This is a genomic window from Labrys sp. KB_33_2 (assembly GCF_052114505.1).
Classification (GTDB): domain Bacteria; phylum Pseudomonadota; class Alphaproteobacteria; order Rhizobiales; family Labraceae; genus Labrys.
Window position 1 is genome coordinate 332,060 of the sequence record NZ_JBFREW010000011.1, and the last position, 21,065, is coordinate 353,124.

The 21,065-nt window shown below is 63.9% G+C and carries 22 protein-coding genes; 8 read left to right on the plus strand and 14 right to left on the minus strand.

What is annotated here, in order from left to right:
- Positions 1-35: 35 nt before the first annotated feature.
- Genes AB4037_RS21080 through AB4037_RS21090 form a run of 3 tightly spaced genes read right to left on the minus strand, consistent with a single transcriptional unit; the run spans position 36 to position 3,637 of the window.
- Entirely contained in the window at positions 36-971 is a 936-nt protein-coding gene (locus tag AB4037_RS21080) for a histone deacetylase family protein (protein ID WP_441772833.1), read from the minus strand.
- Positions 972-993: 22 nt separating this feature from the next.
- Positions 994-1,857 carry an SDR family oxidoreductase gene (locus AB4037_RS21085; protein ID WP_441772834.1) on the minus strand — a complete coding sequence of 288 codons (864 nt, stop codon included), beginning with the start codon at positions 1,855-1,857 and terminating at the stop codon, positions 994-996.
- Positions 1,858-1,870: 13 nt separating this feature from the next.
- Positions 1,871-3,637, minus strand: coding sequence for an acyl-CoA dehydrogenase (locus AB4037_RS21090; RefSeq protein WP_441772835.1), 1,767 nt, complete (start codon positions 3,635-3,637; stop codon positions 1,871-1,873).
- 106 nt (positions 3,638-3,743) lie between these two features.
- Between AB4037_RS21090 and AB4037_RS21095 the strand changes: the two genes are divergently transcribed.
- Complete coding sequence (locus AB4037_RS21095) at positions 3,744-4,715, plus strand: L-threonylcarbamoyladenylate synthase (protein ID WP_434955484.1); 972 nt, start codon at positions 3,744-3,746, stop codon at positions 4,713-4,715.
- A gap of 719 nt (positions 4,716-5,434) precedes the next feature.
- Entirely contained in the window at positions 5,435-6,499 is a 1,065-nt protein-coding gene (locus tag AB4037_RS21100) for a hypothetical protein (protein ID WP_434955485.1), read from the plus strand.
- A gap of 235 nt (positions 6,500-6,734) precedes the next feature.
- On the opposite strand, the gene ald is transcribed toward AB4037_RS21100, so the two are convergent.
- Positions 6,735-7,853 carry an alanine dehydrogenase gene (gene ald / locus AB4037_RS21105; RefSeq protein WP_434955486.1) on the minus strand — a complete coding sequence of 373 codons (1,119 nt, stop codon included), beginning with the start codon at positions 7,851-7,853 and terminating at the stop codon, positions 6,735-6,737.
- 159 nt (positions 7,854-8,012) lie between these two features.
- Here ald and AB4037_RS21110 point away from each other — a divergent pair, with 159 nt between their 5' ends.
- Positions 8,013-8,486 carry an Lrp/AsnC family transcriptional regulator gene (locus tag AB4037_RS21110; RefSeq protein ID WP_441772836.1) on the plus strand — a complete coding sequence of 158 codons (474 nt, stop codon included), beginning with the start codon at positions 8,013-8,015 and terminating at the stop codon, positions 8,484-8,486.
- A gap of 19 nt (positions 8,487-8,505) precedes the next feature.
- Here AB4037_RS21110 and ribB read toward each other — a convergent pair whose 3' ends face one another.
- The 6 genes from ribB to AB4037_RS21140 form a co-directional block, all read right to left on the minus strand.
- Entirely contained in the window at positions 8,506-9,801 is a 1,296-nt protein-coding gene (gene ribB, locus AB4037_RS21115; protein WP_434955488.1) for a 3,4-dihydroxy-2-butanone-4-phosphate synthase, read from the minus strand.
- Between the two features lie 79 nt (positions 9,802-9,880).
- Positions 9,881-10,231 (minus strand): hypothetical protein, encoded by a 351-nt coding sequence (locus AB4037_RS21120; protein WP_434955489.1) that lies wholly within the window; start codon positions 10,229-10,231, stop codon positions 9,881-9,883.
- A complete protein-coding gene (locus AB4037_RS21125; protein WP_434955490.1) occupies positions 10,228-10,674 on the minus strand; it encodes a sigma factor-like helix-turn-helix DNA-binding protein in 447 nt (148 codons plus the stop codon). Before AB4037_RS21125 ends, AB4037_RS21120 begins: the two co-directional genes overlap by 4 nt.
- Before the next feature lie 144 nt (positions 10,675-10,818).
- Positions 10,819-11,799 carry a nickel/cobalt transporter gene (locus AB4037_RS21130; protein WP_441772837.1) on the minus strand — a complete coding sequence of 327 codons (981 nt, stop codon included), beginning with the start codon at positions 11,797-11,799 and terminating at the stop codon, positions 10,819-10,821.
- Positions 11,796-12,443 (minus strand): DUF1007 family protein, encoded by a 648-nt coding sequence (locus tag AB4037_RS21135; protein WP_441772838.1) that lies wholly within the window; start codon positions 12,441-12,443, stop codon positions 11,796-11,798. Before AB4037_RS21135 ends, AB4037_RS21130 begins: the two co-directional genes overlap by 4 nt.
- 185 nt (positions 12,444-12,628) lie before the next feature.
- Positions 12,629-13,642, minus strand: coding sequence for a zinc-binding alcohol dehydrogenase family protein (locus AB4037_RS21140; RefSeq protein ID WP_441772839.1), 1,014 nt, complete (start codon positions 13,640-13,642; stop codon positions 12,629-12,631).
- A gap of 103 nt (positions 13,643-13,745) precedes the next feature.
- On the opposite strand from AB4037_RS21140, the gene AB4037_RS21145 reads away from it, so the two are divergent.
- A complete protein-coding gene (locus AB4037_RS21145) occupies positions 13,746-14,120 on the plus strand; it encodes a winged helix-turn-helix transcriptional regulator (protein WP_434955494.1) in 375 nt (124 codons plus the stop codon).
- 22 nt (positions 14,121-14,142) lie between these two features.
- On the opposite strand, the gene AB4037_RS21150 is transcribed toward AB4037_RS21145, so the two are convergent.
- On the minus strand, positions 14,143-14,841 hold the full coding sequence (locus AB4037_RS21150; protein ID WP_441772840.1) for a DUF1045 domain-containing protein: 699 nt from the start codon (positions 14,839-14,841) through the stop codon (positions 14,143-14,145).
- A gap of 144 nt (positions 14,842-14,985) precedes the next feature.
- Positions 14,986-16,572 carry a gamma-glutamyltransferase family protein gene (locus AB4037_RS21155; protein WP_441772841.1) on the minus strand — a complete coding sequence of 529 codons (1,587 nt, stop codon included), beginning with the start codon at positions 16,570-16,572 and terminating at the stop codon, positions 14,986-14,988.
- Between the two features lie 230 nt (positions 16,573-16,802).
- Between AB4037_RS21155 and AB4037_RS21160 the strand changes: the two genes are divergently transcribed.
- On the plus strand, positions 16,803-17,060 hold the full coding sequence (locus AB4037_RS21160) for a hypothetical protein (RefSeq protein ID WP_434955497.1): 258 nt from the start codon (positions 16,803-16,805) through the stop codon (positions 17,058-17,060).
- Positions 17,061-17,094: 34 nt separating this feature from the next.
- A complete protein-coding gene (locus tag AB4037_RS21165) occupies positions 17,095-18,039 on the plus strand; it encodes an alpha/beta hydrolase fold domain-containing protein (protein WP_434955498.1) in 945 nt (314 codons plus the stop codon).
- Positions 18,040-18,054: 15 nt separating this feature from the next.
- On the opposite strand, the gene AB4037_RS21170 is transcribed toward AB4037_RS21165, so the two are convergent.
- Both AB4037_RS21170 and AB4037_RS21175 read right to left on the minus strand, forming a co-directional pair.
- Positions 18,055-19,407: an MATE family efflux transporter gene (locus tag AB4037_RS21170; protein ID WP_441772842.1), complete on the minus strand. Its 1,353-nt coding sequence runs from the start codon at positions 19,405-19,407 to the stop codon at positions 18,055-18,057.
- A 72-nt stretch (positions 19,408-19,479) separates the two neighbouring features.
- Positions 19,480-19,905, minus strand: a complete 426-nt coding sequence (locus tag AB4037_RS21175) for a DUF1330 domain-containing protein (RefSeq protein ID WP_441772843.1) — start codon at positions 19,903-19,905, stop codon at positions 19,480-19,482.
- A gap of 204 nt (positions 19,906-20,109) precedes the next feature.
- Between AB4037_RS21175 and AB4037_RS21180 the strand changes: the two genes are divergently transcribed.
- Together AB4037_RS21180 and AB4037_RS21185 are read left to right on the plus strand one after the other, a co-directional pair.
- The gene (locus AB4037_RS21180) at positions 20,110-20,445 is read left to right on the plus strand and encodes a GIY-YIG nuclease family protein (RefSeq protein WP_434955501.1); all 336 of its coding nucleotides are present in this window, start codon (positions 20,110-20,112) and stop codon (positions 20,443-20,445) included.
- A 193-nt stretch (positions 20,446-20,638) separates the two neighbouring features.
- Positions 20,639-20,908 (plus strand): hypothetical protein, encoded by a 270-nt coding sequence (locus AB4037_RS21185; RefSeq protein ID WP_434955502.1) that lies wholly within the window; start codon positions 20,639-20,641, stop codon positions 20,906-20,908.
- Positions 20,909-21,065 lie beyond the last annotated feature (157 nt).

The following is a 21,065-nucleotide window of genomic DNA, read 5'->3' on the forward strand; positions in this document are numbered from 1 at the left end:
TTGACGAGGATGCTCTGCCGATTTCATTCCTCGCACTACGCCTGCATCAACGTGGCGACATGCACGGCGCTGGAGCGGGCGAGGGCGGTGAGATCATAGCCGCCTTCGAGCACGGAGACGATACGCCCGCCTGCCGTCCTTGCTGCGAGGTCGATCAACACGGAGGTCGCCCAGGCATAATCCTCCTCGACGAAATTGAGGCCGCCGAGCGGATCGCGCTCATGGGCATCGAAACCGGCCGAAATCAGGATCAGATCCGGCGCGAATTCCTGCAGACGCGGCAGGATCACGCTTTGCATGGCCTCGCGGAACTCGCTGCCGCCTTGCCCGGGCCTGAGGGGCGCGTTGACGATGGTCCCGGCCTCGCCGGTTTCGCTGGGCGCGCCGGTGCCCGGATAGAGCGGCATCTGATGGGTGGAGGCATAGAGCACGCTGGGATCGTTCCAGAAGATCGCCTGGGTGCCATTGCCGTGATGCACATCGAAATCCATGATCGCCACTCGCTCGGCGCCATGCGCCTTCTGGGCGTGGCGGGCGGCGATGGCGACATTGTTGAAGAGGCAAAAGCCCATCGCCCGTTGCGGTTCGGCATGATGGCCGGGTGGGCGTGAGGCACTGAAGGCGTTCTGGGCCTTGCCGGTCATGACATGGTCGACCGCCAGCGCCGCGCCGCCGGCTCCGCGCAGGGCCGCTTCGAAACTACCCGACGACATCGAGGTGTCGCCGTCGAGCTGCGCCAACCCCTCATCGTCATGCGGGCTCAGGCGCTGTAAGGTTTCGACATAGGTGCGCGGATGGCAGGCCTCGATCATTTCGATCGAAGCCTCCGGCGCCTGGATCCGCTCCAGCGCGTCGAACATCGGACTGGCCAGCATCGCCTCTACCGCCAGGATACGATCAACCCGTTCGGGATGCCCCCGCGGCGTCTCGTGGCGGGCGTAGGCCGGGTGCGTCACCAACAGCGTCGTCATGCCGGAGCTGTCCTATTGTATTTCAATGCATGGCCTCGCCGATAACCACGCCGGGGGGCGGCACGGAATCGTCGGGCACGAAGAAGTCGGGCGCCAGGGTTTCGCCCGGAACCGCGCGATAAGCCTCGAAATCGGTGACCCCCTCGCCGGAGAGGAAGGTATCGTCGATCAGGAAGTTGCCGGAGAAGCTGACCGGCTTGTTGAAGATGCGATAAGCGGCATCGGCCAGGATATCGGGCTTGCGCGAGCGGCGCATCAGAGCTTCGCCGCCGAGAATGTTCTTGATCGCGGCGGTGGCGATGGTGGTGCGGGGCCATAAGGCGTTCACACCGATGCGTCCGCGCGTCTCGCCGGCGAGGCCGAGCACCACCAGGCTCATGCCGAACTTCGCCATGGAATAGGCGGTGTGGGGAGCGAACCACTTTTCCTTCATGTCGAGCGGCGGCGACAGCATCAGGATATGCGGCTGCTGCGCCTTTTCGAGATAGGGCAGCGCCGTCTTCGAGACCAGGAAGGTGCCGCGCGCGTTGATCTGATGCATCAGATCGAAGCGCTTCATCTCGGTGTCAACAGTCTTGCTCATCTGAATGGCCGAGGCATTGTTGACCACGATGTCCACACCGCCGAACTGGGCCGCCGTCTTGGCGAAGGCTTCCTTGACGCTATCCTCGTCACGCACGTCGACCACCAGGGGCAGGGCCTTGCCACCCGCCTTCTCGATCGCCTCGGCGGCCGTGTAGATCGTGCCTTCCAGCTTCGGATGGGGGGTCTCCGTCTTGGCCGCGATGGCGATGTTGGCGCCATCCCTGGCTGCTCTCAGCGCGATGGCGAGCCCAATGCCACGCGAGGCGCCAGTGATGAACAAGGTTTTGTTGGCAAGGGACATTCAGGGGATCCTGTCAGAGAACGGTTTCGAGTCCGGCGGCAACGTAGCCGCTTACCGCGCTTTCCGCGAGCCCCTCGGCCTGCGGCGAAATCTGCGTGGCGTAGAAATGCGCGGTGTCGATGCGCAGGCGATTGGCGGGCTCGCCAGGATCGATGGCAGCCGCGGCCAGCGCTTCCTTCGCCACCACGCCGCCGCCGGCGGCGATGGCGAACACGCGCAGATAGGGCGTGGCCCCCGCCAGGATGTCCTCGGGGCGCTCGCGGGGCGCCAGCATATAGGCCGTGGCGCGCTCGAGCGCGTCGACGGAGCGTCCCAGGAGCGGCGCGAGGGCCGCAAAGCGCTCGCTGGCCGCAACGGTCGCGACGGTCTCCCGCAACTCGGCGATGAAGCCACCGATCACATCGCCCCCTTCGAGCGGCAGCTTGCGGGTGACGAGGTCGATCGCCTGGATGCCGTTGGTTCCCTCATAGATCGCGGCGATGCGGGCATCGCGAAAATGCTGGGCGGCGCCCGTCTCCTCGATATAGCCCATGCCGCCATGGATCTGGACGCCGAGCGAGGCGACTTCGTTGCCGATATCGGTGGAGAAGGCCTTGGCCACGGGCGTGAGCAAAGCGGCACGGTTGGAGGCTTGTCTGCGCCTGTCGACATTGGTCTCGTGATGGGAACGATCGATCGCCACCGCGAGCAGGTAGGAGATGCCGCGGGCAGCCACGGTCTTCGCCCGCATCTCCAGGAGCATGCGCCGGATGTCGGGATGCTCGATGATCGGGCTCATGCCGCCATTCCGCCAGAGCGCGCTCTTGCCCTGGCGCCGCTCGCGCGCATAGGCGAGCGCGTGCTGATAGGCGCGTTCGGCGATGGCGACCCCCTGTAGGCCGACGGCGAGGCGGGCATTGTTCATCATGGTGAACATGCAGGCCAGGCCCTTGTGTTCCTCGCCGATGAGATAGCCGATGGCGCCGCCTTCGTCACCGAACACCATCACGCAGGTCGGCGAGCCGTGAATGCCGAGCTTGTGCTCGATACTGGAGCAGAAGGCATCGTTGCGGCGGCCCGGATTACCCTCGGCGTCGGTGAGATATTTCGGCACCAGGAACAACGAGATGCCGCGCGTGCCCGCGGGCGCATCGGGCAGCCTGGCGAGTACCAGATGCACAATATTGGGCGTCAGGTCGTGATCGCCATAGGTGATGAAGATCTTCTGCCCGAAGATGCGGTAGCTGCCGTCGTCGTGTCGTTCGGCGCGACTGCGCAGGGCGGCGAGGTCGGAGCCCGCCTGCGGTTCTGTCAGGTTCATCGTGCCCGTCCACTCGCCGCTGACCAGCTTGGCGAGATAGGTCTCACGCAGCTCCGGCGTGGCGTGGGTGGCGAGAGCCTCGACCGCGCCCATGGTGAGCACCGGTCCGATGCCGAAAGCCATCGAGGCCGAGTTCCACATTTCCAGGCAGGCGGCGTTGAGCAGCAGAGGCAAGCCTTGACCGCCGAACTCCACCGGTCCCGCCAAGCTGTTCCAGCCGCCGCCGCTCCAGTCGGCATAGGCCTCTCGCCAGCCCGGGGCGGTCACGACGCCCTGCTGTTCGAGCCGGGCGCCGACCCGGTCGCCCTCGCGGTTGAGCGGGGCGATGCGATCGGTCGCGAAACGGCCTGCTTCCTCCAGGATAGTGTCGACCAGATCCGGCGTGGCATCGGGGAACAGCCCCTCGCTCTGCAAAGCGTCGACATCAGCGACATGACGAAGAGAAAAGGCAATATCGGCGACAGGCGCTTGATAGGTCATTGTTGGCTCTTGAACTCCATTGCGCACCTTCGACCTTGACGGAATGCGTGGCTGCGGGCAATGGCGCATCACGCATCGATCAACAGAAGAGCGGACGGCGGCCCTGATGACATATCGAAACACTTTGCATCTTGGGGCCGACCCGTCTTCCCTCGCGACGGCCGGACGTATCCTGGCGGAGGGCGGGCTGGTCTCCTTTCCCACCGAAACGGTATACGGCCTGGGCGCCGATGCCACCAATGGCCGAGCAGTCGCCGGTATTTACGAGGCGAAGGGCCGTCCACGCTTCAACCCGCTGATTGCCCATCTGGCTTCGTTCGAACTCGCTCGTGGCCAGGGTGTCTTCTCGCCAGCCGCCGAACGACTGGCCCGAGCCTTCTGGCCGGGGCCGCTGACGCTGGTCGTGCCGAAGGCGCCGACCTGCACGGTCAGCGAGATCGCCACCGCAGGGCTCGACAGCGTCGCCTTGCGCGTGCCCGATCATCCCGTGGCCCATGCCGTTCTCGAGGCTGTCGGCCGGCCTGTCGCTGCGCCCTCGGCCAATCGCTCTGGTCATGTCAGCGCCACCACCGCCGCCCATGTCGCCGCCGATCTCGACGGGCGCATCGATGCCATCGTGGATGGCGGCGGCACCAAGGTCGGTGTCGAATCGACTATCCTGTCCTGCCTCGGCGATCGCGTGGCGATGCTGCGGCCCGGCGGCTTGTCACGCGACATGATCGAAGACGTGCTCGGCTTTGCCCTCGCCGAGGGTCCTGAGGGCGCAGGTGACGAGCCGGTGGCCCCTGGCATGCTGGCGTCCCATTACGCGCCTCGGGCCCATGTCAGGCTCGATGCCGAGAATGCCGAACCCGACGAAGCCTGGCTGGGGTTCGGGCCGGGTGGTGGCGAGCAGGCCCGCGTCTCTGCCAATCTCAGTCCGAGCGGCGACCTTACCGAAGCCGCCGCCAATCTCTTCGGCATGCTGCGCCTGCTCGACCGGGCCGACATTCATGCCATTGCCATCGCCCCCATTCCCGGTGACGGATTGGGCGAGGCCATACGCGACAGGCTCGCCCGCGCCGCCGCCGAGCGCTAGAGCGTTTTCCAGAAAAATTGATAGACTTTTCGATTAAGAAAACGCGCCGAAACAAAGAGTTAGAGAAAATAACGTTTCGAAGGAAGTCATTCTATTCTAGGGGGATGGCCCGCGTCGTAAGCAGTGCGGTTGGCTCGCCAGGCGCCGCTATCGACGCCCGGCCCGGCGGCATCCCTGCACCGGATTGTGTCTCCGGCTATTCCGGCGCGCCGATTCCTCCGCCGAGCTTCACCGCTTCATTCCTTCATTGGAGCGTACCTTTCAGGAGTGGAGAGCGAAGTTACGGTGTCTCGGGATAAATTCTTGTTGATCGGATAGGGCAAGGCCGAGCCGTCGGGGCCCTCAGCGGCTTCAGATTTTGACGCGGCCTCACGTCTTCACTCGGCCTTCATGGCATCGGGCCTGGCGTGATCCGCTCAGGACCAATTTTATAATGTTTCCAAAACGATGGGTGTCCCGGCGCTGTCATGCCAGCGGGAAAGCTGCGTGAGCGCAGATTGGTTCACCGAGCCTGGAACTTTGGACAAGCGGGGACGTTGTCTTGCTGCCGGTTCGCTACGGCCGGTGCGGCTCTGTGGAAAAAATGAGAATAGCCTAAGGTTGAACCGACAGAAAAATTATGTTCCCTATCGCATGACGCTGGGTAGTTACTGGGGGGTGACTGAGTAGCAAGGCAATCTCCAATCATCGGGATCGATTGTTCGAGCGAAGGAGACGCGATGTCGCATCATGTTCTTGTGGCCTGTATGCCTAAGTCAGCTTCGACATTCATAACCAGCGCCATAGCAAACGCGGTCAGTCTTAATTTAATCAATTTGATTCCAAGTTACGGACGCCGCGAGCAGGAACTTTGTGAAATCTGCCTGGCCCAAAACGCCGAGCTTGACTACGTCGCCCAGCACCACATCAAGCACAGCACTTGGACCGAAGAGCTGTGCCGCGATTATGACGTCTCCATCATTGTCCTGATCCGCAGCCTTTTCGATGTCGTGGTCAGCATCCGGGACCACGTCCATCGCGAAAGCCCGGTCAGCCCTGTCTTCTATCTCGACAAACAGCATCTTGGCCGGGACCGTGCCGAGCTCGAGCATATGATCGCGATGCTGGCGATCCCCTGGTACATCAATTTCTATATGGGCTGGCGCAGTTCGAAGGTCGCGCGGATCTTCATGTATGAGGATTTCATTGCCGATCCGGACAAGGCGATAGGCGAGATGCTGGCCTTTGCCAGCATCCCCGCAAGTACCGCGCAAATTGCTGCCGGTCTGGAGGCAGCAAGATCCAAGGGCAGCCGTATCAATGTCGGCAAGGCCGGTCGTGGCATGGACCTCAAACCGGAGACGGTCGCGATGATCATGGATATGGTGGACGCCTATCCTGAAATTCAGGATGACCCCTATGTCCGGATGATGAAAACCCAGGCGGGGAGTATCTTGGCTACGGGAACAGACGAAGTTGCAGCGCCGCTTCCTGCTACCGGCAAGCCGATGGTTCGTCCTTCTTTCGCGATGCGGGCAAGGCGTTATTACAGGCGCAAGGCGAGGTTGCTCGGCAAAAGACGTAACCCGCTCATGGCGACAGGGTTGCTGGCCATCGCCGCCCTCTATTATGCTTTCCTGAACAATCTCATCCCGAATTCGCTGAGTGGGGGGCGCGCCGATGACCTCATCGTGCCGGCCGCGCTGGTTTTCGTCGCCGCCCGATTGTTGACGGCAACCAAGATCAAGGCGGTGCCGGTGCCGTTCAGGGGGGACGGTGTGGCGACACCGGCGTCCTCGCGCTGATGCTAAAGCGTTTTGCGATTTGACGCAGTTACCCAGAATCGCAAAGACGCGTCAAAGCAAAGAGCTAGAGCAAACAAGCGTTTCCGACTAACGCGCTTTTGCTCTAGCCGGAACAACGCCAAACCGATGGTATCGTCGTCGATGCCTTCGATTTCGATCGAGTCCGCTCGATGCCGGCGCAGCCAAGACGCGCACCGGGAGCCACCTTTCAATGCCTCCCGGTACTGGACCGCGCTCAAGCGCCGACGAGGCTCTCGGCGCTGACATAGGCCAGGTCATGCGCTTCCGCCACCGGGCGGCAGGTGATCTTGCCATCCACCACGTTGAGGCCGTTGCGCAGATGCACGTCGTCGCGCAGTGCCTGCTTCCAGCCCTTGTCGGCCAGCGCGACGGCGAAGGGCAGGGTGACGTTGTTGAGCGCGAAGGTCGAGGTGCGGGCCACGGCGCCCGGCATATTGGCGACGCAGTAATGCACCACGCCGTCGACGACATAGGTTGGGTGGGAATGCGTGGTCGCCTTCGAGGTTTCGATGCAGCCGCCCTGGTCGATCGCCACGTCGACGATGACGGCGCCGGGCTTCATGCTGCGCACCATGTCGCGGCTGACAAGTTTGGGGGCGGCAGCGCCGGGAACCAGCACGGTTCCGATCAGCAGATCGGCGCGCTTCACCAGTTCCTCGATGGCCGAGCGGGTCGAGAATACGGTGGAGATCGAAGTGCCGAACTGGGCGGCAAGCCGCTTGAGGGCTTCGGCCGAGCGGTCGACCACGGTGACCTTGGCACCCATGCCTACGGCGATGGTTGCCGCATGCGTGCCCGAGACGCCGCCGCCGAGAATGACGACCTCGGCTGCCGGAACGCCGGGTACGCCGCCAAGCAGGATGCCGCGTCCACCCTGGGCCTTCTCCAGGCTGTGGGCGCCGACCTGGGGCGCCAGGCGACCGGCGACTTCGGACATCGGCGTCAACAGAGGCAGGGCGCCGGAGGCCGACGTCACGGTCTCATAGGCGATGCAGACGGCGCCGGAGGCAACGAGATCATGCGTCTGCTCCGCATCGGGAGCCAGATGCAGATAGGTGAACAGGATCTGGCCCTGACGCAGCTTTTTGCGCTCGATCGCCAGTGGTTCCTTCACTTTGACGACCATGTCCGCCTTGGCGAAGATGATGTCGGGATTGTCGACGATTTCGGCACCGGCACCGACATAGTCGGCATCCGAGAGGCCGGCGCCGACGCCGGCATTGGTCTCCACCCAGACCTCGTGGCCGTGATGCACCAGTTCCGCAACGGAAGAGGGGATCAGGCCGACGCGAAATTCATTGTCCTTGATTTCCTTGGGAACGCCGATCAGCATTGTTTTTGCCTTGTATGGTGATGAGGCCGGCCCTTGTCGTCGGACCTAGTCTAGACCGGCATGATGGCGTGGAAATCGCGCAATTTCCCGCTGAAAGCTCTGGCGTTTGAGCGGTTCTGTCGCATAGTATGCGACAAAATGATCCATTGATCGCCATTTATGCCGAAATCCGAGCTCTCACTCGACATCCGCGACCGCGCCATTCTCAGGCTGCTGCAGGCCGATGGCCGCCTCACCAATGTCGACCTTGCCGAAAAGGTCAATCTGTCCCCTTCAGCCTGCCTGCGGCGGGTCAAGCTTCTGGAGGAGCGCGGGCTGATCTCGCGCTATGTCATGCTGCTGGATGAGAAGGAGGCCGGCTTGCCCGGAGTCGCCTTCGTGCTCGTTACGCTGGATCAGCAGGGGCGCGGCGCGCTCGATGCCTTCGAGGCGGCGATCCAGTGCCATCCGGAGGTGACGGAGTGCTGCCTGCTGGCCGGTGCCGCCGATTACATGGTGCGGGTGGCCTATGCCGATGCCGCCGATTTCGAGCGCATCCACACCGAGATCCTGACCCAGCTTCCCGGCGTGGTGCGGGTTCAGTCCACGCTGGCCTTGCGCAGCGTCAAGAAGACGACTGCGCTGCCGGTGTGAAGGTGTGATGTGACGGTCTTCAGACCGTCTCCGTGCCCTTGATCTCGATGCCGAAGCCGCTGAGGCCGATATAGGTGCGTGGCTTGGTCGAAAGCAGCCTGATCGAAGAGACGTCGAGGTCGCGCAGGATCTGGGCGCCGAGCCCGACCTCACGCCACTGTTCGCTGCGCAGGGCTTCCGAACCGTGTTCCGAGCCGTGGGTCACCATGGGCACGCCGGCGGTGCCGTCACGCAGATAGACGATTACGCCCCGGCCAGCTTCCTTGAACTTGGCGAGGGAGGCACCGAGCATCTTGGCGCCGCCGAACACATCCGTCACCACATCGGCGCGGTGCAGGCGGGTCGGTACATTCTCACCATCGCCGATCTTGCCGTAGACGAAGGCCAATTGCTGCACCTCGTCATAGGGCGTGGTGTAGGCATAGGCGGTGAGCGGCCCGATCTCGCTTTCCACGGTAAAGGTCGCTACGCGCTCCACCAGCTTTTCGCGGGCCTGGCGGAAGGCGATGAGGTCGGCGATCGAGACCATATGCAGGCCATGGGTCTCGGCGAAGGCCACGACCTCGGGTCCGCGCTTGACCGTGCCGTCATCATTGGCGAGCTCGCAGATCGCAGCGACCTGGGGCAGGCCGGCGAGCTTGCACAGATCGGTGGCCGCCTCGGTATGGCCGGAGCGCATCAGCACTCCGCCTTCCTTGGAAATCAGCGGGAAGATATGGCCCGGGCGTACGAAATCGCTGGCGCCCATATTGGAGTTGGCGAGCGCGCGCACCGTATTGGCGCGCTGCTCGGCCGAGATGCCGGTGGTCAGGCCATGCTTGACGTCGACCGTGACGGTGAAGGCCGTGCCGAGCGGGGCGTCGTTCTGCGACACCATGGGGTCGAGGCGCAGGCGCTTGGCCTCTTCCAGCGTCAGGGGGGCGCAGACGATGCCGCAGCAATGGCGGATGATGAAGGCCATCTTTTCGGTGGTGAGGTGGCTGGCGGCGATGATCAGGTCGCCCTCGTTCTCGCGGTCGTCGTCGTCGACCACCACCACGATCTCGCCGCGGGCGAAAGCCTCGAGGGCGGCCTGAATCTTCTGATGGGACACGACAGTCTCCTTGAGGTGCTCACGAACCGGGGCGAGGCCCAGAAAGTCATTGGGAGTGACGCTGCCGCCGGTTGCTTCGGCAATGCGTCCGGCGGTCTCGCGGGAAATCCACGCCGTTTCGTCATTGCACAGGGCGGTGATGCTCGCAGGCGACAGTCCCACCGTCCTGGCGAAGGTGCTGCGGGGCGTTGTGGTCTGTTTGAGCCAAGCGTCGAGTTTCATGGTGCCAAGGTAGGCACGGAGGAATTTAATTTCAACCGAAATGTTGGATGAATTTCAGTATTACTGAAAGGCAGGAGAATCAGATCCCGATCAGAGCCCTCAAGGTCGGCATGGCGAGGTCGAGCGCCAGGCCAACGGCGACACCGGCCGCAAAAATGCCGATATAAGTCCAAAGCGTGCTGTCGCGATGCCAGGCAACAGGCTTGTCGTTACGCAGTTTCAGCATCATCGAAAGGGGCAGGGGCTCGCGCGCGATGGGCGCGAGGGCGGCATGCAAGGCCTCGCTCTGACGCTGCCAGGTCGCGGCGCGCTCGCTACCCTGGGAATCGGATTCCAGTGCCTCGCGCGTTTCCCGTTCCACCCGCGCGGAGAGCCGGCCATCGACCAGGGCATTGAAGATCCGGTCGGGAATACGGGTGGGCTCGGTCATTTCACGATCCGCAGCACGGCGTGGCGCTGGCCGTCCACCTGGCGCGAGAAAGCCTCGCGAGCCCGGGTGAGGCGAGCGATGAAAGCTTCTTCGCGCACCGCCAGCACGGCGGCAGCCGTCTCATAATCGAGCCCTTCGATGATGATCAGCGACAGGACCTCGCGGTCGGCCAGGGGCAGGCGGTCGAAAGCGCGAAGGATGTCGGGATGGCTGGAGCAGGCAGCCTTCATCGGCGGGCGTTGAGCCTTGAGCTGGTTTTCCCGGTCGTCGAGGTCGCGGCGGCGGGCAATCAGCGCCGTGAGCAGGCGGGGATAATCGAGACGCTTGCCCTCATGCGCGGACAGGATCTCGAGGACCAGGGCATCCGCCCCATCGGAATCATGGCTGAGCGCCCGGGCAAAGCGCCTCAGGCGCTGGACGACGGCTTCAATCTGCTGGCCCATCGGTCGATCCTCCGGCCGCCTCCGGCTGGCCGCTTCTCCCTGCGGATTGAGCCGGAAAGTCGAGCTGGGCGCACGCTTCGGTGCGCCCTCAGCCATCATACTGCGCGGCTTTTGGGGGGCCAAGTATTTTGGCGATGGCAAGGCCTATGCGGAGGGTAAATTTATCACGCCTGCAAGCAGGATGAGCCCGAGTGCGAACACCATGAAGGCAAGACCCATTTCGAGCGTGCGCACCGTGATGGCGGCGGCAAAGCTTTGCGGGGCGGCAAAGCGGACGGCAAGGCTCTTGGCCATCACCGCGACCGTGGCGATGGCGGCGATGGTGACGGCAGTGCCGAGGCCCATAGCGAAAGTCGCGATGATGCCCGAGCCGTAGATTCCCTGCCGCCAGGCGAACACCAGCACGATGATGGCGCCCGTGCAGGGCCTGAGGCCGGCGGCGAGGATCGCCCGCATATTGTTGCGTTTGGCGGAGTCGCTGTCGGTCGGCAAGGCAAGATGGCCGCAATTGGCGTCGTGGACATGGATGCTGGCGCCGGGCAGGCCGAAACGGGCGGCGATCAGGCCCCACAGAGCGCGGCCCTTGCGCCAGAACAGCCAGGCACCGACTGCCATCACCATGAAGTTGGAGAGCCGCTCCAGCATCAGGGTGGAGGCATCCATGGTCTGGGCGGTGACGTTGAGGATGGCCGCCAGCACCGACACCATGGCGATGGCGGACAGCGCCTGCACCAGTGCGAAGGCGCAGGAGAGGGCGATGCCGCGCTTCACCGCCTCGTCATTGGCGAACAGATAGGAGGAGATGACCGCCTTGCCGTGCCCGGGGCCGGCAGCATGGAAGACGCCATAGCCGAAGCTGAGGGTGATCAGCGCGAGGCTGGCGGTGCCGTTCTGCTTGGATTCCTTCAGAGCATCGACGAGCAATTGATAGTAGCGGGCGGTTTCGCTGAGGATCCAGGCCAGGAAGGGACTGGCGGGGCCGGTGATCGATTGCTCCGGCCGGCTGATGCCGAAGGGCGTGCTCTTCTGGGCGAGCGCTTCGCCAGCCGCCAGCAGAAGCAGGAACAGGACGGCCGGCGCCCCCTGTGCGACCCGCCTGGCAAAGCGGCCGATACCCGTTGTCACGGGCAGTTCACCTGGATGTTGTTGGCGAATTTGGCACCGAAATCCTTGTTCTGGTCCAGCGCGCTGAAATAGGCCTCGTCGAGCTGCAAAGCGGCGGCCTTCTGGTCGTCGCTGGGTGGCTTGGGCCTGATGACGTTGAGCGCACAGCCCTGCGGGGGGCCATCGAGCTTGGCCGGGTTCTCGTCCTGCAGGGTGAAGGCGACATAATAGGTCGGATCGTAGATCTGGATCGCCAGCGCCTTCTGCCCCTGTGTCTGCGGAGAGGAGAGGGGCAGGAAGAAATGCAGAGTCAAGACGCCGTTGGCATAGTCGAGATAAGGGTCGGTCGGATCCTTGAACAGGAGCTCCTTGCCACCGAGTTTGGCAAAGGTGAAATAGCCGAAATCCTTGAGGTTCTCGACATTGGTCTGAGCCAAGGGGGCGAGGGTCTCGCGCGTGTAGCTGCCGTCCTTGCCTTGCTGCAGTCCCTGCGTGGCATAGGAGGAGAAGGCTTCGTCGAAGGTCCAGTGCTGCTTGACGCCGGTTACCCGCCCCTTGTCGTCGTAAACGATCTCGCTGGCTGAATCGACGAAGACATGTGGATGGGCCGCAGCTCGTCCAATGAGGCAGCCAAACAGCATAGTGGCGAGAAGAAACGAGCGCATGAACGATCCGGATTGCAGCGGGCAGGAGCAGTAGCGATTCACCACCCGGCCGGTTGTAACCTGCCGAGTGGGGCGGAAGGATGGCGCCGCTCATGCCCAGCCTTTGGCGTTTGCTTGAGAGCGCCTGCGCTCCATAGCAAAATCCTGGTTCTGGAACCGTTAAGTTGACTTAATGGTCGCCGCTCTCAGAAGCCCTCCAGCACGATCTTACCCTTGGCGCGTCCGCTTTCGATCAGGGCGTGGGCCTGTTTCAAATTCTCGGCATTGATCGGGCTAAGCACCTGGCTGAGCGTCGTGCGGATCTTGCCTTTGTCGATCAATCCGGCGACCTCGTTCAGCAATTTTCCCTGCTCGTCCATGTCGGGTGTCTGAAAGATCGGACGGGTGAACATCAACTCCCAGTGGATCGAGGCCGCCTTGCGTTTGAAACCCATGATATCGAGCCCCTCCGGATCGTCGATGAGGCCGAACCGGCCCTGGGGCGCGATCAGTTCGACGATCTCGCCGAGATGGCGGTGGGTCTCGGTGGTGGAAAAGACGAAGGCGGGGGCGCCGATGCCGAGTGCCGCGATCTGTCCGGCGATCGGCTTGCCGTGATCGACGACGTGATGGGCTCCGAGTTCACGCACCCAGTCCTGCGTTTCGGGGCGAGAGGCGGTGGCGATGACCGTCACCTCGGTCAGTGCGCGCGCGAGCTGGATGGCGATCGAGCCGACCCCGCCGGCGCCGCCGACGATCACGATGGCATTGGCCGCTCCGGGCACAGGACGGCGAATGTCGAGCCGGTCGAACAGCATCTCCCAGGCCGTGATGGCTGTCAGCGGCAGGGCTGCGGCTTCGGCATCCGAGAGAACTTTCGGCTTGTGGCCCACGATGCGCTCGTCGACCAGATGGAACTGGCTGTTGGCACCGGGCCGGGTGATCGAGCCGGCATAGAAAACCTCGTCGCCGGGCTTGAAGGCGGTTACCGCTTCGCCGACCTCCACCACCCGGCCAACGGCATCCCAGCCCAGGACCTTCCATTCGCCCGCATCCGGCGAAGCCCTGCGCCGAACCTTGGTATCGACCGGATTGACGGAGATTGCCGCGACCTCGACCAGAAGGTCGTGGCCAGTTGCCTTGGGGCGGGGCAACTCAATGTCCTCGAGCGCCTTCGCAGCGTCGATGGCGCCCGCCGTCCTGTATCCGATCGCTTTCATGGCTTGTTCCTCATCGCTGATTGATATGAGCGAAATCTGTGCCTATGATCAATGATCGTCAATATGCACAAAAAACGCCTATAGTATCAAAAAGGATACTGTCATGGCCAAAGCACGCCATTCCCGCTTCGATTGCACGCCGGGCTGTTCGGTCGAGGCCGCCATCGCCCTGATCGACGGCAAGTGGAAATCGATCATCCTGTTCCATCTGCTCTCGGGCACGCTGCGCTTCAGCGAGATCCGCCGCCATATCGCGAATGTCACGCCGCGCATGCTGACCAACCAATTACGCGAGCTGGAAGAAGATGCGCTGATCGAGCGCAAGGTCTATGCGCAGGTGCCGCCCAAGGTGGAATACAGTCTCTCGCCGCTCGGCCGCAGCATGGAACCGGTCCTGCTGGCGCTGAAGGCGTGGGGCGATGCCAATATCGGCCTTTATGGCAAGCCGCATGCCGTCGAAAAGGCGGACGCGGCCTGATTCCATCGCCGGAAAACTCCGCTTAGAGCATGGCGATGTCGATGACCTGGAAACGCCCGCCATCCTCTTGGCGGAACAGGCCAAGGCGATCGATGCGCAGTCGAGGGGCGACCTCGAGCTCCTTTGCCCGGAGATCCAGGTGTTCGCCGATGGCCGGGGCGTTCTCGATGGCCCCCGACAGTGTCATATGGAAGCGGAATTCCTCCAGCACATGGGGGTAGCCATGGGCATGGAGATAGCCGCGCTGGCGCTCGCTCAGGCGGTCTGGATTTCGGCGGGCGATTTCGGCGGGGGTCAGCGGCGCGCGCAGCCTGTCGAAATGCCTGACGATGCCGCCCTCGAGTTCGGCCAATTCACCCGGCGGCTCTGCCGGGACCATGGCGAGAAAGGCGCGGCCATCGCGCGAGGAAGGGATCGGCCTGATGACCCAGGCACCGAGATCGACCGGCCGCTGGGTCCTTGCGAAGGCGATGAAGTCCGATGCAAGAGCTGCCTCGTCCCAGCCGTCGGCGGCGCGGAAAGGGGCTTTCAAGGTGGCGTGGAAGCCATAGAGCCGGGGATCGGCGGTCATCTCATGCCAGGCGGAAGCGGTTGTAGCGGCAGGGTGCCATTGGGGCACGTCCTGCCCAGTGAAGGCATCGTAACCCAGGACTTCGCTGCCGAAGCGCCAGAGCGCCGTGTCCGCAGCGGGCACGTAATAGATCGCGTAACGTGTCGCCATTCTCAAACGTCCATGACCATTCCCGAGCAAAGCACGTCCATGATTGAGCGCTTGTTTGCTCCAACTCTTCGTTTCCAGCCAATCCGACGGGCTGGCTAGAGCGCCTTTGCGATTAGATGCGACTCCGTCCCATCGCAAAACGCTCTAGAGCCCAAGGGCACCACCGTCGGCGCGTGGGTCGTGCACGGCCTCGATGCGTCCGTCCCTGGTGTGGCGGACGAGCGCACCGGCATGGCCGAAGCTGTCTGCATAGGCCTCGCCGATGTCGAGGGGATGACCAGCACGGTCGAGCGCGTTGAGAAGGCTCTCGTCGAAGCGGTCTTCCAGCCGCAGCACGGATCTTCTTTCTTTCTCATCGCGAGCGAGGATGAAACGCGGGGCGTCGACGGAAGCGGCGAGGCTTTCGCCCAGGCGATAGCGTGAGAACAATTGCGCCAGGATCTGCGGCTGGGCATCGCCGCCCATGGTACCGAAGGGCATCACCCGGCCATCCGAAAACAGCGCCATGGCCGGGGCGAGGGTGTGAAAGGGCAGACGCCCGGGTGCCAGGGCGCGAGGCGAGCGGGCGTCCAGTGAAAAGGCCGTGCCGCGGTTCTGCATCAGCAAGCCGGTCTTCGGCAGCACCAGGCCGGAGCCATAATCCCAATAGATCGACTGGATGGTGCTGACGGCAAGGCCATCCTTGTCGATCGCGCCCATCCAGACAGTGTCGCCCCTGGCACCCGACAGTGGGGAAGGGGCGGCGCGCGCCATCGAAATCGCCGCGGCTTCGCTCTCCAGGAAGGCAGGCGTGAGGAAGGCGGCTGGATCGGCGCTCATCGAAACGGGATCGGCAATTTCGCGGTCTCGGATGGCCGCCGCTCGCTTGGCTGCCTCGACCAAGCCATGGATATGTTCGAAACTGCCCGCCCGCTTGAGGCCGAGGCGCTCGGCAAGGCCGAGGATGACGAGGGTGGAAAGCCCCTGCGTCGGCGGCGGCAGGCTATGGAGCGTGACCCCCTGCAGGGGCAGGCTCAGCGGTTCGCGTAGCCGAGCTTCATAGCGCCGGAAATCCTCCCGCGTGACGAGGGCACCGGCGCGGTCGAGATCGGCGGCGATTTCGCGGGCGGCGTCGCCACGATAGAAATCGTCGAGCCCAGCATGGGCGAGCTGTTCCAGCAAACCCGCGAGCGCCGGCTGGACGAGAAGGTCCCCGGCTTTGGGGGCTTCACCCGACGGCATGAACTGGGCAGCAAAGCCAGGCACGGTCTTGAGCTCGTCGATCTCGGCGGGCTCGACCCGGGCTTGCGAGGCCGATACGGCGATGCCGTCGCGGGCATGGCGGATGGCATCTTCCAGCAGCACGGCCATGGGCAGCCGGCCGCCGAAGGCCCTGGCCATTTCGGTGGCAACCTGCCAGCCGGCAATCGCGCCGGGAACAGTGAGGCTGGAAAGGGCGCCGCGAGACGGCACTTCATCATAGCCGAGATCACGCAGGGCCGAGATGGTGGCCCGGCTGCCGGCGGGGCCGCAGGCCTGGATCGCCCGGATGCGGCGGCCTTTGTCGGCGATCAGCCAGAAACCATCACCGCCTGCGCCGTTCATATGCGGATAGGTCACGGCGATGGTGGCCGCCATGGCGATCATCGCCTCGATGGCGTTGCCGCCCTGGATCAGGATGCGCTGGCCGGTTTCGCTGGCCGGATGATGGGGCGTGGCGACGGCGGCATGACCGAAGACGGGCGTTTCCATAGGGCAGTGCAGCTTTCCAAGCGCAGACTTACATGGATGATTTGTCATCTACAGCGTTTCGCGCTCCGGTGGAATCACCAAGAATCGCAAAGACGCGTCGAAACAAGGAGTTAGAGCAAAGAGGCGTTTTCGCCATCCATGCGCTTCGTTCCACAAGGGGCGTAGCAAAGCGCGGCGTGATGGTATAGAGGCATGGGACGACATTCACGAAAGCCGTCGGGGAGCCGATTTTGCCCAGCTCTGAAAAATCCATCAATTGGACCAGCCTGATCACCGTTTGCTCGGCCGCCATTCTGATCGGCACCGAACTGCTCGGTGCGGCCTGGGCCTCCGGCTGGGCGCTGGCGGGATTTTTCCAGCTCGGACCCACGGTCGAGATCATCCTGCAATGCGTGTTCGGCCTCGTGGCCTTCTATGCCATTTTCGTCTTCCTCAGGCAGGCCAGCCGGGTCGAGTCGATTTTCAAGCGTGAAGGTGCCAGGTCCTAAGACGAAGGCTCCTGAGACACCGCCCGACGGCGGGATGCCGGAGACTGCCGAACCCAGTCTCGCCTCGCGCTCGCTCCATGGCCTGTTTCGTCTGCTCAGGGTGAAGGATTGGGCAAGGCCGCCGGTTCTGCAGGCGCTGATCCGGCTGAGCCGCCGGACCGGCCCTGCGCTGCCCTCCGCCCGCCTGCGAAATCTTTGTGAGATCCGGCAGGAAGTGGCGCATGGCGACCGGGTGTTCCACCTCGGACCGCGGGACGGCGGCAAAGCGCCCTTCCATCTGCTCTACCTGCATGGGGGCGCCTATTCGTTCGCGATCAGCTTCCTGCATTGGCGCTTTCTCGACGACCTGATCCGCCGCACTGGCTGCAGTGTCACGGTGCCTTTCTACCCGTTGGCTCCGGAAAACGGTCATCGGGAGGCGCTGGCAAGTGTGCTGGCGCATTACACGGATCTATGCGCCCATTTTGCCCCGGAGCGCATGGTGGTGATGGGCGATTCGGCCGGAGGCGGGCTCGCGCTTGCACTGGCCCAGGCTCTGGTCGCGGCCGGCCACCCCCAGCCCGGCCAGATCGTCCTGCTCTCACCTTGGCTTGACCTCACCATGAATGATCCGGCGACACTGGCGCATGTGCCGCACGATCCCGTGATCACGCCGGAGGCGGCCCGGGCGGCAGCGCGTCTTTACGCCGGCGACCTGCCGCTGGACGATCCCGGGATCAGTCCGCTTTATGGCGAGATGCGGGGGCTGGCGCCGGTCACCGTCATGACCGGCACCGCGGATCTGCTCAATCCCGAGGCCCACAGATTGGCCCAGCGCCTGGAACGGGCTGGACAGCCCGTCGAACTCCTTGAGCAGGCCGGCATGGTGCATGCCTGGATGCTGCTGCCGCTGCCGGAGGCGGAACGCGCACGCGGGCAAATCGGTGATCTGTTGAATGCGCGCTTCGGACCGGAGGGCAGGGCAGGTCTTTCGGCCTGACCCCTGGCCTTTGTCTCATGTCAGCCGCCGCGCCGGCCTCTTCGACCAGACCAGGCCGTAAAAGCCGGCCTGGAGTAGCAGGTTGGCCGCAAATCCGGCGGCGTAGCCGATCCAGATGCCGGACAAGCCTATTTTCGCATCCAGCAGGCAGGCCAGCGGCACCTCGACCAGGACGATGGCGGCCATGAACAGGCCTGTCGGCACCAGGACCGTGCCATCCGCCCGCATGACCCCGCTGAGCACCGCTGACCAGCCCGCGAGCACCACGCTCCACAGCACGATATGGAGGAGATCCACGGCGACAAGAGCCGTGGCGGCTTCGGTGATGAACAGGCCGATGGCCACCGGGGCAAGCATATAGGCGGCAACCACGAAGGCGCCTGTCGTAACCAGGTTCAGACGCAGCCCGGTCACCAGGATAGGCCCGACAACGCCTAGCCGGCCTGCGCCGATACTGTGTGACGCCAGGACCGTCGCCGTGATTCCCAGCGACATCACCGGAAATTGCACCCAGCTCATGATCTGGTTGATGGCGCCATAGCTGGCGGTGGCGCCGACTCCGTGCCGGTTCACCAGGCCGAGCAGCACCAGTTCCGCCACAGCCATGCTCATCATCTGGCAGGCTGTCGGCAAGCCGATACGCAGGATGGCCGAAGCGAGCAAGACGTCGAAGGTTGGAGCTCGAGGCGTCGTCGGCGCGAGCGGATGCCGGCGGCGGCGCCAGTGCCAGGCGAGCCAGAGCAGCGACAGCGCATAGGCGCCGATGGTGGAGAAGGCGGCGCTCGTGACGCCAAGACGGGGCAGTCCTGCCCAACCTTCGATCAGGGCCGGCGTGGCGGCAAGAGACAGCGCTGTCGCGATGACGAGCACGAAAAGCGGCGAGACGGCGTCGCCGACGCCCCTGCTCATCGAGGTGACGAGCCAAAGCAGGAAGATGACGGGGCAGCCGGCCGTCATCAGGCGCGCATAGTCGACAGCCGCCGGCAGGACCGCCGCAGGCGTGCCGAGGGCCTGCAACAGGCCGGGAATGGCGAAGTGGCCGAACAGGGCTATCGGCAAGCTGAGGGCGAGCACCGTCACGATGGCGGTGGCGGCGATACGGCGAACGCGCGGTCGATCGCCCGCGCCCCAGGCCTGGCCGATCAGCACGGCGGCGCCGCTGCTCAGGCCGATCACCAGCGAGAGCGCCAGGAACAGGATCGGAAAGAAGGCCGATACCGCGGCAATGGCTTGGAGACCGAGAAGCTGGCCGATCCAGATGCCGTCGAGCGTGCCGGAGGCAGCCTGGAGGACATTGGTCAGCATCATCGGCAGGAGAATGCCGAGATAGAGGCGCCACAGGGGGCGAGAGGGAGAAGAGGATGACATGGCGGATACCGGGCAAGCGGATGCATTCCGGGCGGCGGGCCACCAGGTGCATGTAGGAAAGCGGGGCTGAAATCAGGCGGGAATCGTCAGTTGCGTGAGCGGCAACAAGCGTGAATCGGCCAGGGCGGCGGTGCGGTGCCCGAGCCCGGCGAGGTAGCCCTCATCGTCGGCAAAGGCGAGGAAGCTCCGTACGGAGGCCTGCCGCACGAGCGCGACCTGGTCCCACCGTTCCGTTTCGGGGCCAATCAGGAAAGCTCCGCCGGCGCCGAGAAACAGCAGCTCGCCGCCGCTTCGGGACAGGAAGGGCAGGGTGTGGACGACATAGCGCCGAAAGGCTTCCTCGCCGCTGATCGGCGCGATGGGCGCGAGTTCCGGCGAGGCCGAATAGTCGGCGACCTTGCGAAAACGCAGGAGATTGAGCATGGCGACCGGGCCGGCAAGACCCCGCGTCACGAAGTCTCGTCCGGCCTCCTGCGTGGGAGAAAGATAAGGCGGCATGGATTTTCCTCGGCATCCAGGAGGCGTCCGGCTTGGGCGAACAGGTGTCTGCGATTGGACAGGCCCGCGATGAAACTGGCGGGATTATATCCGGGTGAAATTTTCCTTGTCAATATACCCGGGTAATATTGCGTAGCGTGCTGTTCTGGTTTACGGCTGCGTGCAATTGCAACGCCATTCCGCTTTGGTCCAAGGAGGCCGTCCATGAAACGTGAAGATCGCAAGGCGGTTGTCGACGCCTATAAGAAGCGCAAGGTCGCGGCTGGCATCTACGCCCTTCGCTGCACGGAAACGGGGGATTGCTGGGTCGGCCGGGCGCCGGACCTTTCGAAGATCCGCAACAGGCTCTGGTTCACCCTGGGCCAGGGCGCCAGCCTGAACCAGGGCTTGCAGTCCGCCTGGAGCAGGCACGGAGAGCGCACCTTCAGCCTGGAGATCATCGAACAGATCGAGGATGAAGAGGTTGCTTTCGTGCGCGAGCGAACCCTGAAGGAACGGCTCGATCATTGGGTGGCGACCCTGGCGGCAAAGCCGATCTGATGTCGTCATTTCCGGAAGATGGCAGCGTCTTCGCGCCTCTTCGCCCTAAGGCGCCGTGCGATGCCGAAGGCAACTGGTCTCGATCCGGACGAGCCTCCAACTCATGCTTGTGACGGCCTCGAGCGACGTGGCGCTTCTCATTTGCCATCGGAGCAGCGCATGATGCGGAAGGCGGTCACCGGGGGCCCTTCGCATGTCCGATCTTCCAAGCGACGATCAGCTTCGCATCACGCTGGCGCGAACACTCGGCCTGGTCTTCGAGGATTGGAGCATGCCCGATCCGACCCGAATGGAACTGGATGTCGAGCAGGCGATTCGACAGGCGGTCCGGCGAGCCTGGCCGGACTTGACCGTCGCCACGGTGATAGCCGGTCTTCGGCATGAAGGTGAAGTCGATACCATCGATCTTCTGATGGCCGACACCCGAAGCGGCACCAAGCGGCGATATTTGGTGTTTCCCTGAGGCTGCGTGCTTTCGCAGCTGAACGGCTTTTTGCTTCGATTGCGGTTTTCGAGGTGTCCTTGCGAGTCCAGGCGCTTCCGTCAAATCACGAAATGGGGTGGTCGCCGCCGAGAACGACGGTCTCGCGGCAACGCACCACCGCTCGCCGGCGCGAAGA

What these genes read in the sequence shown, in the direction of transcription:
- AB4037_RS21080 (WP_441772833.1), bottom strand. Translation starts at nt 971, where the DNA reads ATGACGACGCTGTTGGTGACGCACCCGGCCTACGCCCGCCACGAGACG.
- AB4037_RS21085 (WP_441772834.1), bottom strand. Translation starts at nt 1,857, where the DNA reads ATGTCCCTTGCCAACAAAACCTTGTTCATCACTGGCGCCTCGCGTGGC.
- AB4037_RS21090 (WP_441772835.1), bottom strand. Translation starts at nt 3,637, where the DNA reads ATGACCTATCAAGCGCCTGTCGCCGATATTGCCTTTTCTCTTCGTCAT.
- AB4037_RS21095 (WP_434955484.1), top strand. Translation starts at nt 3,744, where the DNA reads ATGACATATCGAAACACTTTGCATCTTGGGGCCGACCCGTCTTCCCTC.
- AB4037_RS21100 (WP_434955485.1), top strand. Translation starts at nt 5,435, where the DNA reads ATGTCGCATCATGTTCTTGTGGCCTGTATGCCTAAGTCAGCTTCGACA.
- ald (WP_434955486.1), bottom strand. Translation starts at nt 7,853, where the DNA reads ATGCTGATCGGCGTTCCCAAGGAAATCAAGGACAATGAATTTCGCGTC.
- AB4037_RS21110 (WP_441772836.1), top strand. Translation starts at nt 8,013, where the DNA reads ATGCCGAAATCCGAGCTCTCACTCGACATCCGCGACCGCGCCATTCTC.
- ribB (WP_434955488.1), bottom strand. Translation starts at nt 9,801, where the DNA reads ATGAAACTCGACGCTTGGCTCAAACAGACCACAACGCCCCGCAGCACC.
- AB4037_RS21120 (WP_434955489.1), bottom strand. Translation starts at nt 10,231, where the DNA reads ATGACCGAGCCCACCCGTATTCCCGACCGGATCTTCAATGCCCTGGTC.
- AB4037_RS21125 (WP_434955490.1), bottom strand. Translation starts at nt 10,674, where the DNA reads ATGGGCCAGCAGATTGAAGCCGTCGTCCAGCGCCTGAGGCGCTTTGCC.
- AB4037_RS21135 (WP_441772838.1), bottom strand. Translation starts at nt 12,443, where the DNA reads ATGCGCTCGTTTCTTCTCGCCACTATGCTGTTTGGCTGCCTCATTGGA.
- AB4037_RS21140 (WP_441772839.1), bottom strand. Translation starts at nt 13,642, where the DNA reads ATGAAAGCGATCGGATACAGGACGGCGGGCGCCATCGACGCTGCGAAG.
- AB4037_RS21145 (WP_434955494.1), top strand. Translation starts at nt 13,746, where the DNA reads ATGGCCAAAGCACGCCATTCCCGCTTCGATTGCACGCCGGGCTGTTCG.
- AB4037_RS21150 (WP_441772840.1), bottom strand. Translation starts at nt 14,841, where the DNA reads ATGGCGACACGTTACGCGATCTATTACGTGCCCGCTGCGGACACGGCG.
- AB4037_RS21155 (WP_441772841.1), bottom strand. Translation starts at nt 16,572, where the DNA reads ATGGAAACGCCCGTCTTCGGTCATGCCGCCGTCGCCACGCCCCATCAT.
- AB4037_RS21165 (WP_434955498.1), top strand. Translation starts at nt 17,095, where the DNA reads ATGCCGGAGACTGCCGAACCCAGTCTCGCCTCGCGCTCGCTCCATGGC.
- AB4037_RS21170 (WP_441772842.1), bottom strand. Translation starts at nt 19,407, where the DNA reads ATGTCATCCTCTTCTCCCTCTCGCCCCCTGTGGCGCCTCTATCTCGGC.
- AB4037_RS21175 (WP_441772843.1), bottom strand. Translation starts at nt 19,905, where the DNA reads ATGCCGCCTTATCTTTCTCCCACGCAGGAGGCCGGACGAGACTTCGTG.
- AB4037_RS21180 (WP_434955501.1), top strand. Translation starts at nt 20,110, where the DNA reads ATGAAACGTGAAGATCGCAAGGCGGTTGTCGACGCCTATAAGAAGCGC.
- AB4037_RS21185 (WP_434955502.1), top strand. Translation starts at nt 20,639, where the DNA reads ATGTCCGATCTTCCAAGCGACGATCAGCTTCGCATCACGCTGGCGCGA.